Here is a 15,278-nt window from a genome sequence, read left to right as displayed (position 1 = left end):
AATCCGGGTTTGCCGGGGATGCGCAATTTTACTGTCATCATGATCATTGACTTCTAGAGCAATAACTCTAAAAATTAGTCATCAATAACCAGATTCAGGTGACGGACATGTTAGCGAAACGTATCCAGCCGATGGCTTCGCAGGCTAAACGCCTTTATGTAGAGCTGATGTTCCAGGTTATGGGACGGGCTCTACAGGCGGTCAGTGAGGTTGATAGCGAGGTTCAGGGAGAGGCGCGAGTACTGCCTGAAGGGTTCTTGTTTGAAATGATGGTAATGCCCGAGGGTTCCAGGCTTATCGTGGAGCACATTGGTAACGGCCGTTTCCATTACCATGGTGACTCCGCCCCCCGCCCGGTGGACGTGTCCATCAAGTTCAAGCACCTTACCCATGCCTTTCTGGTGCTGTCATTCCAGGAAAAAACCTCGGTCGCGTTCGCCAATGACCGCATGCTGGTGGATGGCGATGTGAGCTACGCCGTGCGCATGACACGGGTACTGAACCGGTTGGAGGCATTCATTCTGCCCAAGATCATTGCCGAGCGTGCTGTAAAAGAATACCCGGCAAACTTGCACCTCCCGGAAAAGCTGATCAGTGCCGCACAGATTTACCTGAAAGTCGCCACCCATTTTGTCCAGACAGTGAGAGCCTAAATGTCTAACACTTACTATGAGTTCTTCTGCCCGGTAAAAGTCATTGCCGGCAAAGCCGCCCTTGAGCATATCCCTTACGAGCTAAGCGCCTTGGGTGCCAAGCGCCCTATGGTTGTGACAGACAAGGGCGTTCGTGCCGCAGGATTACTGGACCCTGTGATTGCAGCTTGCGAAGAAAGCGGTCTAGAAATCGTTAACATTTACGACGATGTGCCACCAGATTCATCCACCACCGTCGTTCGTGATATTGCCGCGGTTTACCGGAAGGAGAAATGCGACTCCATTATTGCCATTGGTGGCGGCTCGGCCATCGACACTGGCAAAGCTGTAAACATTCTGGTGTCAGAAGGCGGTGATGACATTGCCAAGTACTCCGGTGCCGGCGTGCTGAAACGCCCGCTCAAACCCTTCCTGGTGGTGCCTACCACTGCGGGAACCGGCTCCGAAGTGACCTCCATTGCTGTAATCACCGACGAGAAAAAAGGCGTAAAACTGCCGTTCACCTCTTCTTACCTGCTGCCCAACGCAGCGGTGATTGACCCACGTATGACCCTGACGCTGCCGCCGCACATTACGGCCGCCACGGCTATGGACGCTATGACCCATGCGGTTGAGTCCTTCACTTGTATGGCGAAAAACCCGCTGAGTGATGCCTATGCTACAGCGGCCATCAAAAAGGTCAGCCGCTCTCTGCTGCAGGTAATGGACAACCCTAAAGACAGCGATGGCAGGCTTGAGCTGGCGCAGGCGTCCACAATGGCTGGCATAGCGTTTTCCAACTCCATGGTCGGGCTTGTACATTCTCTTGGCCACGCTACTGGTGCTATCTGCCACCTGCCCCACGGCCTGTGCATGAGCCTGTACCTGCCTTATGTGCTTGAATACAACCTTGAAACCATTCGCGAGCCACTGAGTGAACTGCTACTGCACCTGGAAGGCCCGGAGGTCTACGCTGCCACTCCTGCCAGCCGCCGTGCAGAAGCCAGTATTTCAGCGCTGCGCAAGCTCAGAGATGCGCTTTACAAGCGCTGCAAGTTGCCACGCACTCTTAAAGAAACAGGCAAGGTTACTGAAGATCAGCTCGACCAGATTGCAGAAATGGCGCTCGACGACGGTTCTATCATGTTCAATCCTAAAGAGGTTACTCTGAAGGACGCGCGAGCCGTGCTGCAACGCGCTTGGGCCTGATACAACAGCCACACAGAAACGGGGCCTGCATACTGGCCCCGTTTCCGGTTAACACAAGATTACCCAACAGCATTGAAATAAGGAGACAGACGAGTAACAATTGCTTCCTTTCTGGCAGGGATTTAGCCGGGTCAGTTCTTTCACGGACAGCACCACCCCCAGAGAGCCCCTTTTGATGAAGCACCCGACACTCGGCTGGATTACAGTTTTTACAAGACGCTTTGTCTGCCTGCCCTTCCTGCTTATGTTTGCCTTGGCCATAAACACCGCTTCTGCGAACGATGCAAAGGTGTTTCGCTTCAATATTTCACCAAACGGCTACCCGCCCTATATGATCGTTGATCAGGACGCGCCCTCCGGCATCATGTGGGACGTGGTTTCGCTGATTACCGAGCGCCTGGGCTATGAAATAGTCGCTAAAAAGATCCCTCGCAAACGCGTGGACCAGATGCTGCTGGATGGCTATATCGATGGCACCTCCCGAGCAATTGAATGGACACAAAACCCCGACGACTTTCTGTTCACAGAGCCTGTAGTGGATGTGCAAGAGGTTTTCTTTACACCCAAAAGCACTGGCGAGACCTATCATTCCCCCGAAGACCTTTTCTCAAAAACGGTCGTTGCCCATCTAGGCTACATCTACCCTGTACTGGAACCGCATTTTGAGTCTGGTGCTATCAAGCGTTTTGATGTGTCCCAGGACAGGGACATGTTTAACTTTTTACTTCACGGGGACCGTTTTGACGCTGCGGTAGTGGATTTGCTTGTGGGCAAGTGGATACTGAAAAACGAAGGTTTGCAGGATCAATTTGCAGTTTCTTCAGGGGATATCAGTTCCTACGGATTCCGGATAATGCTGCGCAAGGAAGCCCGGCCTTTTGCCGATCAATTCAACGCTGAGTTGGCACGTATCCGCAAGAGCGGCGAACTGGCCGCTATCCTCGCAAACTACCGGTAAGGATATCCTGGAACAAACACGGGCGATGTAGCCCGTATCCCTGCACATAGTCCACGCCCATTTCTTTGAGCAGTTCCAGTGTGTCGTCATTCTCGACAAACTCGGCGATGGTTTTTTTCCTCAGGGTTTTACCAATATCGTTTATTGCCCGAACCATCGCCAAATCCGTTTGGTCAGTGACTATGTCCCGCACGAATACACCATCAATTTTCAGATAGTCGACCGGCAGCCGTCGAAGGTAGCTGAACGACGACAATCCGGTTCCAAAATCATCCAGTGCAAACCTGCACTCCGAGCCTTTCAGGCGTTCCATGAAACTCTGAGCATCTGCAAGGTTATGCATGGCCGCTGTTTCAGTAAGTTCAAAGCAGATTTTGCTGCCCGATAGCCCGTAATGCTGTAACCGTTCGATCACGAAGTCAGCAAAATCAGGCTGGTCAAATGAGCGACCAGACAGGTTAATATGACAGGCATCAAGTTCATTCAGGTGCGTTGGATGAGCCACTAACTGGCGGAAAGCTTCGTCGATCACCCAGCGATCGATCTTGGGGGCGATTCCAAACCTCTCAGCAGCAGGAAGAAAGGCGCCCGGGGGAACAGTTTTCCCGTCTTCGCCTTTCATCCGGACCAGAACCTCGTACCTTATCCGACCGTCTGTATTCGCCGGAGGCAGGATAAACTGGGCGTCGAGAAAGAAGCGGTTTTCCTGCAAAGCTTCATGAATACGATTCACCCACTCCATTTCCGTACGTTGCTCGGTGATCTGAAGGTCATCTTTAACGGAAAGGTAAGTCCGGTTACGTCCACGGCTTTTGGCCACGTAGCAAGCAATATCCACTGCACGCATCAGCGAACTGGCATCGGTAACCCCGGGGGTTATTGGCACAACACCAATACTGCCACCCACACTGTGGCTTCGGCCTTCCCATGTGAACGTCATATCCTCAATTGCCGCACGGAGTTTTTCCGCTATGTCGGACGCTGCATCTGCCGAGAGGTTGCGCAGAATAATGCCAAACTCATCGCCACCCAGTCGTGCAAGAATGTCACTCTCCCGCAGTGAGTGGCGGGCAATGGCAGCAACTTGCCGAAGCAACTCATCACCCGCCAAATGGCCGGATGTATCGTTAACAACTTTGAACTGGTCCAGATCAAGGAAGCACAAGGCATGATTACTGTGTTCTGAGCGCGCCTCTCTCAGTACTGTCTCCAGATGACGCTCGAATGCCCGACGGTTTATCAGCCCGGTTAGGGCATCGTGATTCGCCTGGTAGCTCAACTCCTCTGACATGCGGTAGGAGTCGGAAATATCTTCCAGTACAACGATATAATTGCTTGTGCGATCTTTGGGGAAGTCGCTCATAGACACAGTGAGCCTTCCCCAGAGTGCGTCTCCGCTGGAATTCTTCAGGCGTTGCTGAAAGGAATAGCTGGCAGATTCCCCAAGCATCACTGCCTGCTGCTGTAAGCGACCGGACTCCCAGTCTTCGGGAAACAACAGGTCTTCGTACCGCATGGCAAGTAACTCGGGTTTGGAATACCCGGTAATTCCGCTGAGCGCTTCATTGACATCAAGCACACGGCCGTCGCTCCTGAGCTGAGCTATACCAACTGCTGCCTGTTCAAAAATAGCGCGGAAATTCTGTGCCGAGTGCCGAACCGAGCGTGTCAGGCGGGAACTAAGTTGCCAGGCCACAAGCGCAAGGATCAACAAAAAGACTGTGCTTACAATAGACAGTACGCTTGCTGACCTTCTGGTTGCACTGGCCATAGCTTCGCGAAATCGCACCGCATGTATCTGCAGCTTGTCGTTTGCCTCCGCCAGCTGTTGCCGCAGCAATGCCAGTTTCTCCCGGTCAGGCTGCGCTCGGGACCATTCCAATTCCAGTTCATTACCAATTTCGCGAAGTTCAAGTAATCCGGGATCTGTCTCTTGCCATGCAAATATCGCTTTCTTGAAGTCATCGAAATCAGACAGGTTGCGCACGAGCCAGATCATGCCATCAACATCAGCCGGGTGATTATTGCCGGCAATAAGTCCGGCTCTGGCCGCACCTCTATCAAACGATTCGGCCTCCATGGCCAAACGTGCCTCGCGATCGGCAAGCGGGACAGAAAGCCTGTTTCTGGCCTGTTCCAATTCCTGAGGGTCACCAGAAAGGGCGTAGCGATCAAAATAGATCACTGCAGCAAGCTGGGATCTGGACCAGATACTTTCGCCACCCGCATAGGCCGTGATCGCAGCCTGAATCTGAACAATGGAAACGGCACAGATCATAGCGATCAATACCAGGGAAAAAAGTCCTGCAACCATCCCCGCTATTTTTAGCCGCGGTGGCTGCCGATACCAACCTTGTCTTTTAGGCATTTATTTTCCCTGTGTGCGCCCCCTGAAACAAAAGATCCATGTACAGGAGGCATCACCTCACTCGAGGCGCCTTAGCAGTAGCATAGGCGAAACACTCAACACTGGCCGAAGTTGCCAGCGCCCAAACAGTGAAAGCACCACTGCACTGATTATCGGTATAGGTAGAACAACTTGCCAGTGCCAGCTGAAGGCGCCCTCAAACATCCGGAACTGTAACGCCCATACCGCCGCTTCTGCCGCTGCCACCCCAAGAATGCCTGCAAAGCCACCAAGCAAGGCAAACTCCAGCATAGTGCTGCGCACCAACAGGCTCTGACGACCGCCAAGGGTGCGCAAAAGTGCGCCTTCCCGTTGCCGATCCTGAAGCGTAGCGCTGACTACCGCAGCCATCACCACCAGGGCTGCTGCCAGTATCAACACCAGAATCGCCTCTATGGCCTGGGTAACCTGCCGCACAATTTCCTGTATGCGTTCAATAATATTGTCGATTTCCAGCAGCGACACTGTCGGGAAACGCCGGGAAAACTCATTCAGCTCGCTTTTACGGTCTCTTGGCAGATGAAAGCTGGTTATCCAGGTGGCGGGCATATTGGTGAGAGCCCCGCCCGGAGGAAACGCCATATAGAAGTTGGGCTTCATGCTGTCCCACTGAACCGTGCGAATGCTGGTGACCGCTGCGTTGACCTTGTCGGAGCCAATGGTGAACGTGAGTTCATCACCCAGCGCCAAATCAAGCGCGGCCGCCAGATCTGCCTCCACAGAGACACCGTCGGTTTGGCCTTCCTCGAACCAACTGCCTTCCACAATAACGTTGTCAGCCGGTAGCGAGGGCATCCAGGTAAGGTTCAGTTCCCTGTTAAGGGCCCCTACCCGCTGGTCCTTGCTCACAACTTCTTTTACCGGCTGACCGTTCAGTTCGGTAAACCGCCCACGCACCATGGGGTATAGCTGGTCCAGAGGCTGACCACGCTCTTCCCAGTAGGCGGCAACCTCATCCACTGCCTCTGGAGCAATGTTGATCAGAAAGTGATTTGGCGCATCGTCTGGAAGCTGAGCTTGCCAGTCGTCCAGCAAGGAGGTGCGCACCAGAATCAGTGTTGTTGCCAGCATGAGCGTCATGGCAAATACGGCAATTTGCGACAAGCTGGCACGGCGATGCCGGTACAATCCAACCAACGCCAGGCGCCAGGCATGCCCGCCACCTCGAACCTTTCTAAGGGTTGCCACAAGCACCCAACCCAGTACGCCCAAAGCGCCCAACAGCAAGGCAAGGCCTCCCAGAAGGGAAATCACCAAAGACACTTCACCCGCATACAGCCACACCAAGCCAAACACGGCCACAATAGCAATCAGCATGTCGGGCAGTGCTTCGCGCCCTGTTTCGCCCGGCTGGCTGCGCAATACGCGCATGGCCGGCACGTTTCTGAGCCGCCTGATAGGTGGGTATGCAAAGGCAAACAATGAAACGACCGCCGTTAAAAGCGCTGGCGTGAGTGCCGCTGAATCCAGCTGAAACGGCACCGGCCTTTCCAATGCTTCACTGAGTAATCGGGTGAGTATCCAGAACAGCGGCAAGGCCACCAGAAGGCCGCCGACCATACCAGTCACACCCCAGAGCCCAAGCCGCTTGAGGTAAAGCCGGCCGATTCCGGAACTGCCAAGGCCCAGGGTTTTGAGTAGTGCCACGGTGTCGCGTTGGGAAAGTGCGTACTGTCGGCTGGCAACAGCCACCGCCACAGCGGCCAATAAGACCGCAAGGCTACCGCCTAACAGCAGGAAGCTCTCAGCGCGATCAAGCGAGCGTGAAAAGGTTTCACCGTCGCGCACGCCTTCCCACTCATGACTGGGCTCCAGTTGAGGTTGCAGCCATTGATAATAGCGTTCGAGAGAGGCTTCTTCGCCGGCAAAGAGGTAAACGTATTTTACCCGGCTACCTTCCTGCAGAACGCCGGTCGACGCCACGTCGTCCACGTGCATCATCACTCGGGGTGCCAGTGCAGAGAGGCTAAACCCGCCGTCCGGCTCCCGCAGCACCAGGCCCGACACTGTCAGCTTGCGGCTACCGACTTCGAGGGTATCGCCAACCTGAATATCCAACAGCCTCAAAAGCCTGGGGTTGATCCACACTTCGCCCGGCGCCGGGCCATTTTGCACTTGAACCCGCGAACCTTCTGACGGCCCCTGGATCTCGAGCTCGCCACGCAACGGGTACTCGTTGCTGACCGCCTTTACCGAAACAAGCTGAAAGGCATCGCTGCCAAACACCATGGTGGAGAACTCCACCATGCGACCGGTTTCCAGCCCTCGCTCGATTGCTTCGTTTATCCATGGCTCTGGAACCGGCCGGCCATTTTCGGCCTCCAGCTGCCTGTCTGCTGCCAGGAATGAGCTGGCAGAAGACACCAGGGTGCGTTGCAACTGGCTGGCAAACAGGGCAATGGTGGCTACCGTAGCGACGGCGATAATAAGCGCCGCAAGCACCACTCGCACATCTCTTTCTCGCCAGTCGCGGCGCACCGACATGAGTTTTTTTGCAGCAGCCATCAGTGTGCAAGCTCCACCTGAGCAACTGGCTCAGTCAACTCGCCCGCCTCAATATGAAATTGCCGGGAGCAGCGCGCCGCCAGCTGTTCATCGTGGGTAACCATCACCAGTGTGGTGCCCTGCTCCTGATTCAACGCCATCAGCAAATCAGAGATTTCCTGCCCCGTGCGGTTATCCAGGTTGCCAGTCGGCTCATCGGCAAACAGGATGGCCGGGTCAGAGGCAAAGGCCCTGGCAATGGCCACCCGTTGCTGTTCACCGCCAGATAGCTGCCGAGGGGTATGGGTAAGCCGCTCACCAAGCCCAACCCGCTCAAGCAATTCACGAGCACGCTTTTCCGGCGCGTCCATACCTGCCAACTCCAGTGGCAGCATCACGTTTTCCAAAGCGGTCAACGCCGGCAGCAACTGGAATGACTGAAATACGAATCCCACCCGATGAGCACGCAATTGGGCCCGCTCATCTTCACTTAACCGGCTTATAATGGCGCCATCGAGCTCCACAGTACCTTCGGTAGGTGTATCAAGGCCGGCAAGTAGTCCAAGGAGGGTTGTTTTTCCGGAACCGGAGCGGCCGACAATGGCTACGGATTCTCCCCGATTGATTTCAAAGCTGACCGCCTTCAATATCGTCAGCGTATCTGTTTCCAGGCTTACGCGGTGAGTCAGGTTTTCAACACGCAACATCGGGCGCTGGCTATCGGAGTTTGTAGTCTGCATTTTGTTTACGGGGCTCCCGGAAAAAGCACGTTAATTTATCAAGGTATACGGATTGTTTATGTATAAAGTGCTGCTGTATTCAAGATCGATCGTATTCATTCTGCTGGCATTCATTGCCGTGCCTGTGATGGCCAGCCAGCAAACGCTTCTGATTGTGGGTGACAGCCTCAGCGCTGCCTACGGCGTGCCAACAGAAACCGCCTGGGTACAACTCTTGCGTGAGCGCTTACAAAACAACGGCCTTGGCAACTGGCGCGTAATAAATGCCAGCATCAGCGGCGAAACAACCGATGGCGGTGTTCGCCGCCTGCCTGAGCTGCTGGAAAAGAATAGCCCCTCCGTGGTGATTATCGAGCTGGGTGGTAACGATGGCCTGCGGGGTTTTCCACCCAATGTAATCAAATCCAACCTCGCAACCATGGTTGGGCATGTTCAGAACGCTGGCGCCCGCGCCATTCTGATAGGAATACAAATACCTCCCAACTACGGCCAGCGCTACACACAAATGTTTGCTGACATCTTTCCAGCGCTGTCAGACAGCTACAACACCGCTCTGGTTCCCTTTTTTCTCGACAATATCTACGATCAAAAGAACCTGATGCAGCGCGATGGCATTCACCCCACCGCCGAAGCCCAACCCATACTCCTTGACAACGTATGGCCGGTGCTCAAACCTTTGCTTCAGTAACGCAGCTCACACCACACCTTGCAAAAATGCCAGTGCCCGGCGCTCAGACCAATAGAAGCCGCCATGTCCATGCTCCACGAACCCCACATGACCGCCCCACTTGGGTGCGTCCATGCTCACGTGGGCACCAAGTACGGATGGCGACTCCGGGAAACACGCGGGTGATAAAAACGGATCGTCAGCGGCATTAATCATCAGCGCCGGCACCCGGATATGCCTCAGCTTGCCCAATGCAGAGCACTGCTCCCAATAATCCTCAGCGCTCTTGAATCCGTGCAGTGGTGCGGTATAGCGCTCATCAAAGTCATGAAAACTCCGGATTGATTCAAAACCGGACACATCAATAAGATCGGGGAACTTTTGCGCTTTTTCAGCCATTTTTACGCGAAGATCCTTCAAAAACCGCTGCATATAGATCTTCCGACTGGGCAATGCCAGTTTGTCTGCACTGCCCGCCAAATCACAGGGAACTGAGTACGCCACTGCGCCACAGATTCTGCTGTCAACGCGCTCACTCTGATCACCCAGATACAACAGCGTAAGGTTACCTCCCATACTGAAACCGGAAAGAAACACTGTTTGATAACCTTGTGCCAGACCATGATCGACAACCCGTCGCAGGTCTTCGGTGGCACCACTGTGATAAAACCTTGGCTGATGATTCATCACGCCGCCACAGGAGCGGAAGTTCCAGGCTAAAACATCCCAGCCTTCGGCCAAAAGCGCCCTGGCCAGCCCTCTCACATATGGCCTTCGGCTGTGCCCTTCCAGGCCATGTGAAATGACAGCCAAGCGCCCGCTGCCCTGTCGGTACCAGTCCAGATGCAACTCATCTTTGTCATCCGTTGCGAGCACTTCCGCTACCGGATCCTGCAGGTGTACCTTGCGAAACAACGCCGGCCACACGGATTGAACATGGCCACTGCGAAGCCAGGCTGGAGGGCGGTATTGGTGAGCCATACTGCGGTACAAATTTTGACCTTTTATATCAGGGGGTTGACCCGGTAATTCAAAGCGACTACTATGCCGCCCGACTTGATGCTGTTCCCCGATAGCTCAGTTGGTAGAGCAACGGACTGTTAATCCGTTTGTCGCTGGTTCGAGCCCAGCTCGGGGAGCCACTTATTCCGAAATGCCGCTGCTTCGTATGAAGCAGCGGCATTTTTCGTTTTGGGCTGGCAAAAAGAGCCTTAGAAAACCTGCTTGCGCTGCATGAACTCGGTCAATACCCGAAATAGCGTAAAGCCATCCTCAGTACCAATCAGCTCACGAATCGAGTGCATGCCAAACTGCGGCACGCCAATATCCAGCGTGGTTACGCCCAGGTTTGCAGCCGTCAGCGGGCCAATAGTGCTGCCACAGCCCATATCACTGCGCACCACAAAGCTCTGGTGCGGCAAACCCAGCTCATCACTGATATGCCGGTAAACGGCGGCTGAACGACTGTTGGTTGCGTAGCGCTGGTTGTGGTTCACCTTGATGACCGGGCCCTGGTTCAGAATGGGGCCATGGTTTTCGTCGTGCTTGTCGATGAAGTTGGGGTGAACACCATGGGCATTGTCGGCTGAAATCATCATGGAGTGTGCAATGGCCTTTGCCTTGCCGGCGCCACACCAGCGATCAAGAACCGCAGTCAAAAATGGCCCTTGAGCACCTTCGGAGGATACGCTGCCCACCTCTTCGTGATCGTTACACACTAGCAGTGCAGCCTCATCACCCGAGGTGCTCAACAACGATTGCAAGCCAATGTAACAACTCAGCAGGTTATCCAGCCGGGCGGATGCAATAAAATCCTCACGGAGGCCCACAAAACCTGCTTCCTGGGCATCATAAAAGCCCAACTCATAGCCAAGAACCTTGCGTACCTTGAGTCCGGACTCACTGGCTATCTGCTGCCCCAACAGCTCGTTAAAGCTGGTAGCATCGTCTTCAGCCACCTGCATCAGTACCGGCGGAAGATCCGTCTGAGCATTCACCGTGCGCTTGGTGTTGGCTTCTCTATCCAGGTGAATTGCGAGACTGGGAATAAAGGCCACCGGTTTGCGGAAATCTACCAGCGTATCCACGACCTTGCCCTGGCCATCGAGAAACGTCACCCTGCCGGCCAACGACAAATCGCGGTCAAACCAGGGATTCATCAGAACGCCTCCGTAAACCTCTACACCCAGCTGATAATAGCCTTTTCGGCGCAGCTCGGGGTTGGGTTTAACTTTCAGGCACGGGCTGTCGGTATGAGCTCCAACCATGCGGATACCCGATGTTACCGCATCGTTTGCCCCGGTGCGGAAAGCGACAATAGAAGACCCGTTGCGGATAACGTAATAACTGCAATTCCTGCCAAGAGACCAGTCTTCTTTTTCATCCAGCTCTTTGAAGCCGGCGGCATCCAGCCTTGATTTCATGGTTGCCACAGCATGCCAAGGCGTGGGCGAGGCGTTCAGAAATTTCAGTAAATCTTTGTTGAATTCAGCTTGTTCCATGGTGTCCCTGATAGAATGATATGGATTGCAATAGTATGGCATGAAGCCTTGATACCTCATACCTGACCAACAGACATTAATCGCCTGCGCTAGAACCTTGAACCCACTGATTGCCAGCCACTAAAAGGAGCCTGCCATGTCGACACCAAGATTTCTCGATATCGAGTACTGCCAGACCGAAGATGCCCTGTTTCCAATTGCAATGGCCTGGTCGCTGGAAGATGGCCAGATGAAGACCGTGGTAATAGCTCCTGTGGATGAATGGCTACCGGAAGACGGCGACCTGGGCGACATCGATCTGGACTACCTGGCAGAACAGGGCGTGCCATTAATCGAGCTTGTTCATGAACTGCACCAAGACTTACCCGATCAGACCGTATACGTAGACGGCCTGGATCCGGACGAAATCCTGATTGATCTTATTTTTACCGCGATGGAGCAAGAAGCCCCGTTCGAGATCGCACCGATTACAGACCTGATTACTGGCATGGACAGCGACGCTCTGGAAGATCGCCGGCGCCAGTTGCTGTTTGAAGAAAGTCTGGAGCCACAACTGCCGGAAAACGGCGTGTACGCCCTGTTATTGATGGCTCAGGAACATGGCCTGTTTGAGGAAGACTAAACTGTGACACGGGTCGACGTAACAATCGGTTACACAAGGCAAACTCAGCCCCTAACCGCTCACGTCAGGAAATCCGTTACTAATGAATAATGTTGTTCGATCGCACCTGATCCTCTCACTGGTGCCTGCTTGCATGCTCTACACCCAGGCTACCCTGGCGCAGGAAACGCCCCGTGAGGACAAACATTACGTTGGCCTTCTGGTAACTGCGTTCAATCATCGTTCCATTGGCACGACATCCAAAGAGGAAGCCACAGGTAGCGGCGGAACGCTGGTAGTCGGGGGCCACCTCAGCGATTTGTTTCACGCAGAGGTTCGGGCAGGGAGCGGCTTTCGGGATGCTGAGGTGCCAGGCAGTGACCTGAGCCTTTCAATCGATTACTTTGCCAGTTGGTATATTGGCCTGCACTACCCCGTTACCAGCTACGCCAATATCTATGGCCAGGCGGGATTCTCGTATATTCAAGGAACCGCAGAGCTTCGCAATCCGGGCGATCCCCGCAACGCCCAATTCCGTGAACTGGAGGGCGATTTCCCGGACAGCAGTTTTGGCATAGGCTGGGTAGTAGGCCTGGATGTCGAAGTACTCAGCGATACCTATCTTGTTTTTGAAGGCGGAAAGCTGTCAAAAGATACTGGCACCGATGCCAATATCTTCCAGTTCTCTACCGGCCTCAAATACGAGTTCTAAAGCGTAAGAGCGTGACCGGCCGCAAACACTAAGCACTTTGGCGAATATGCCAGCACCGGTGAATCCGTGCATTTCTCTGGAAATCCTTATCCAGAGTGCTGGCACTCACCTCTTCAACCTCAAATTCTTTGGCCAGATTTTCATCAAGCTTGAAGCGTCGGAAGTTATTGGAAAAAATCAGTAAGCCGTCTGAACTCAACCTTGCCATGGCCTGCCGGATCAATTTTCCGTGATCCTTCTGAACATCCAATACACCCGCCATACGGGCGGAGTTGGAAAAGGTTGGCGGGTCCATAAAGATCAAATCGTAAACCTGATCGGGTCTGGGTTTTGCAGCCAACCACGCCAGACAATCAGTCTGTTCTACCTTGTGCTTCCTTGGGTCTGCCGCGTTCAACCTCAGATTGTCCTGAGCCCAGCCAACATACGTATTAGACAAATCCAGGCTCAGGGAGCGACTGGCACCGCCAGCAACCGCATGAACAGTCGCAGCACCGGTATAACAGAACAGGTTCAGGAAACGCTTACCCTGAGCATTCTGCTGGATCCAATGGCGCACAGGGCGATGATCGAGGAATAGCCCGGTATCAAGATAATCCTTGAGGTTCACCTTGAGGGTGACACCGTGTTCCTGCACCTGAAAGAACTCGCCGCTGGCATCCTGCTTTTCGTACTGGCTAACGCCAGCCTGACGCTGCCGCTGCTTGCACACCATTTGATCCCGCTCAATACCCAGAGCCTCCGGAATCACTGCCAGTGCTTCAGCCAGGCGTTCCCGCGCAGAACGCTCATCAATGGATTTGGGTGCAACGTATTCCTGCACATGCACCCTGCCCTCATACATATCGATCGCCAGCGCATACTCTGGCATATCCGCATCGTACAGGCGGTAACAGCCAATATTTTGCTTACGAGCCCACTGCCCAATGGTCTTCATATTTTTCTTCAGGCGGTTTCTCAGCATGGCTGCACGCTCTTCATTCGCGATGCGTGGCAGAACTTCACCCGGTAATCCGGGCTCACGAGGCGTGCGTACACTCGCCTCGTCAATGGCGAACAGAAGCAGTTGTGCTGGCAGTTTGCCGTTAAACAACTTGTACTGCTTGAAACTGCGCAGGCCGATGGACTTGCCGAACTCCGGAGCACCCGTAAACACGCCCAGACGCCATCCTGATGCGGCCGCTTTAACTGCATCACCTAATGACTCGTATAAACCGGCCAGTGCCTGCCTGTCGCTCAAGCGCTCACCATAAGGAGGGTTTACAAGTAAGAGGCCGGTTTCTGCCCGATCTTCACCCAGCGAGAGCTCTTCAATCGGCTGCACCTGAAACTCAAGTAACCCATCAAGGCCTGCCCGTTGAGCATTATTGCGTGCGGTCGTGATGACCCTGCCATCCTGATCAAAGCCTGAAAATTTCGGTATTCTGCCCTGCTTTCCTTCATAGGTTCGCCTTTCAGCTTCCTGGCGAAGGGAAAGCCAGGTTTCGGGTTCGTGACCCAACCACTTTTCAAAACCAAAACGCTCCTGGCGGCGACCAGGGGCAATATCCAGCGCCATCATGGCGGCTTCAATAACCAAGGTGCCGGAACCACACATTGGATCAACAAAATCGCCACCTGCAGCAGCGATTTCAGGCCAGCCCGCACGCAACAGCAAAGCAGCAGCAAGGTTTTCCTTGAGGGGCGCGAGGCCTTGCTCTGTCCGGTAGCCGCGCTGGTGCAGGCTGTGGCCGCTGATGTCTATACCCAATGCCAATTTACCTCGATGCAACCGGGCAGACACGGCTACATCCGGTGTTTTTGCTTCAACGCCAGGGCGTTTCCCGCCGCCCATAGTAAATCTGTCTACGATTCCGTCTTTGACACGCTGAGCACCAAACTGGGTATTACGGATTTCCTCGTTTTCGCCAATGAAGTTGACTCGAAAGCTGCCATCCACAGGGATGTGCTGCTGCCAGTCAAGGTGGACAACGCCATCGTAAAGTTCGTCAGCGCTGGTAGCTGCTACCTCATCAATATGGAGAATCACCCGGTTCGCCAAACGCGACCACAGGCAGGCCCGGTATCCGGCCTCAAGCGTACCCTCTACCCATGCGCCAGCGGGTGCGTTTCTCACCAGCCCGAGACCTAATGTGCCGAGCTCGTCCGCCAGAAGGTACTCAACACCCTTTGGGCAACTTACAAAAAATACAGATTTGGACAAGTTCAACTCCAGGTTCTTTAGGCAACTCTCGCTAAGTCACGGGAATTGCAGCGTTCATAGGTTTCAGATAATCGCTTATTCAATTTAGATCAAAAAAAGCGAACCGTTAGATCAAAACGATAGTGTACTTATGCTCGAACTTCGGCTTACCTTGTAGGTGACGC

Annotated in this window: 12 protein-coding genes and 1 tRNA gene; 7 read left to right on the top strand and 6 right to left on the bottom strand. The window is 54.0% G+C overall.

Translation table 11 applies throughout. The features are described from left to right. Positions 1-107: 107 nt before the first annotated feature. The 3 genes from FE848_RS14455 (at position 108) to FE848_RS14445 (ending at position 2,799) form a co-directional block, all read left to right on the top strand. A complete protein-coding gene (locus FE848_RS14455) occupies positions 108-653 on the top strand; it encodes a hypothetical protein (RefSeq protein ID WP_200204436.1) in 546 nt (181 codons plus the stop codon). Continuing rightward, positions 654-1,841, top strand: a complete 1,188-nt coding sequence (locus FE848_RS14450) for an iron-containing alcohol dehydrogenase (RefSeq protein WP_200204433.1) — start codon at positions 654-656, stop codon at positions 1,839-1,841. 175 nt (positions 1,842-2,016) lie between these two features. Next, positions 2,017-2,799 (top strand): substrate-binding periplasmic protein, encoded by a 783-nt coding sequence (locus FE848_RS14445; protein ID WP_200204430.1) that lies wholly within the window; start codon positions 2,017-2,019, stop codon positions 2,797-2,799. On the opposite strand, the gene FE848_RS14440 is transcribed toward FE848_RS14445, so the two are convergent. From FE848_RS14440 to FE848_RS14430, 3 genes are read right to left on the bottom strand one after another with little or no spacing between them, the layout of a single operon-like run. Continuing rightward, positions 2,777-5,167 carry a putative bifunctional diguanylate cyclase/phosphodiesterase gene (locus FE848_RS14440; protein ID WP_200204427.1) on the bottom strand — a complete coding sequence of 797 codons (2,391 nt, stop codon included), beginning with the start codon at positions 5,165-5,167 and terminating at the stop codon, positions 2,777-2,779. The genes FE848_RS14445 and FE848_RS14440 overlap by 23 nt on opposite strands. 57 nt (positions 5,168-5,224) lie before the next feature. After that, entirely contained in the window at positions 5,225-7,711 is a 2,487-nt protein-coding gene (locus FE848_RS14435) for an ABC transporter permease (protein WP_200204418.1), read from the bottom strand. Beyond that, positions 7,711-8,430, bottom strand: coding sequence for an ABC transporter ATP-binding protein (locus FE848_RS14430; protein WP_265091942.1), 720 nt, complete (start codon positions 8,428-8,430; stop codon positions 7,711-7,713). The genes FE848_RS14435 and FE848_RS14430 overlap by 1 nt, the downstream gene beginning before the upstream one ends. A 58-nt stretch (positions 8,431-8,488) precedes the next feature. Between FE848_RS14430 and FE848_RS14425 the strand changes: the two genes are divergently transcribed. Next, on the top strand, positions 8,489-9,118 hold the full coding sequence (locus tag FE848_RS14425) for an arylesterase (RefSeq protein WP_200204410.1): 630 nt from the start codon (positions 8,489-8,491) through the stop codon (positions 9,116-9,118). Positions 9,119-9,124: 6 nt separating this feature from the next. Here the strand turns inward: FE848_RS14425 and FE848_RS14420 are convergent, their stop codons facing one another. Then, a complete protein-coding gene (locus FE848_RS14420) occupies positions 9,125-10,090 on the bottom strand; it encodes a YheT family hydrolase (RefSeq protein ID WP_227715364.1) in 966 nt (321 codons plus the stop codon). Between the two features lie 73 nt (positions 10,091-10,163). Here FE848_RS14420 and FE848_RS14415 point away from each other — a divergent pair. Then, positions 10,164-10,239: transfer RNA gene (locus tag FE848_RS14415), tRNA-Asn, on the top strand. 69 nt (positions 10,240-10,308) lie between these two features. Here FE848_RS14415 and FE848_RS14410 read toward each other — a convergent pair. After that, entirely contained in the window at positions 10,309-11,598 is a 1,290-nt protein-coding gene (locus FE848_RS14410) for a M18 family aminopeptidase (protein ID WP_200204406.1), read from the bottom strand. A 136-nt stretch (positions 11,599-11,734) separates the two neighbouring features. On the opposite strand from FE848_RS14410, the gene FE848_RS14405 reads away from it, so the two are divergent. Continuing rightward, positions 11,735-12,220, top strand: coding sequence for a hypothetical protein (locus FE848_RS14405; protein WP_200204402.1), 486 nt, complete (start codon positions 11,735-11,737; stop codon positions 12,218-12,220). A gap of 82 nt (positions 12,221-12,302) precedes the next feature. Beyond that, positions 12,303-12,911: an outer membrane beta-barrel protein gene (locus tag FE848_RS14400; protein WP_200204399.1), complete on the top strand. Its 609-nt coding sequence runs from the start codon at positions 12,303-12,305 to the stop codon at positions 12,909-12,911. 28 nt (positions 12,912-12,939) lie between these two features. Here FE848_RS14400 and rlmKL read toward each other — a convergent pair whose 3' ends face one another. Beyond that, a complete protein-coding gene (gene rlmKL, locus FE848_RS14395; RefSeq protein WP_200204396.1) occupies positions 12,940-15,114 on the bottom strand; it encodes a bifunctional 23S rRNA (guanine(2069)-N(7))-methyltransferase RlmK/23S rRNA (guanine(2445)-N(2))-methyltransferase RlmL in 2,175 nt (724 codons plus the stop codon). Positions 15,115-15,278 lie beyond the last annotated feature (164 nt).

Source organism: Marinobacter sp. 1-3A, from assembly GCF_016597775.1.
Lineage (GTDB): Bacteria > Pseudomonadota > Gammaproteobacteria > Pseudomonadales > Oleiphilaceae > Marinobacter > Marinobacter xiaoshiensis.
This window is presented reverse-complemented; position numbering and strand designations above follow the sequence as displayed.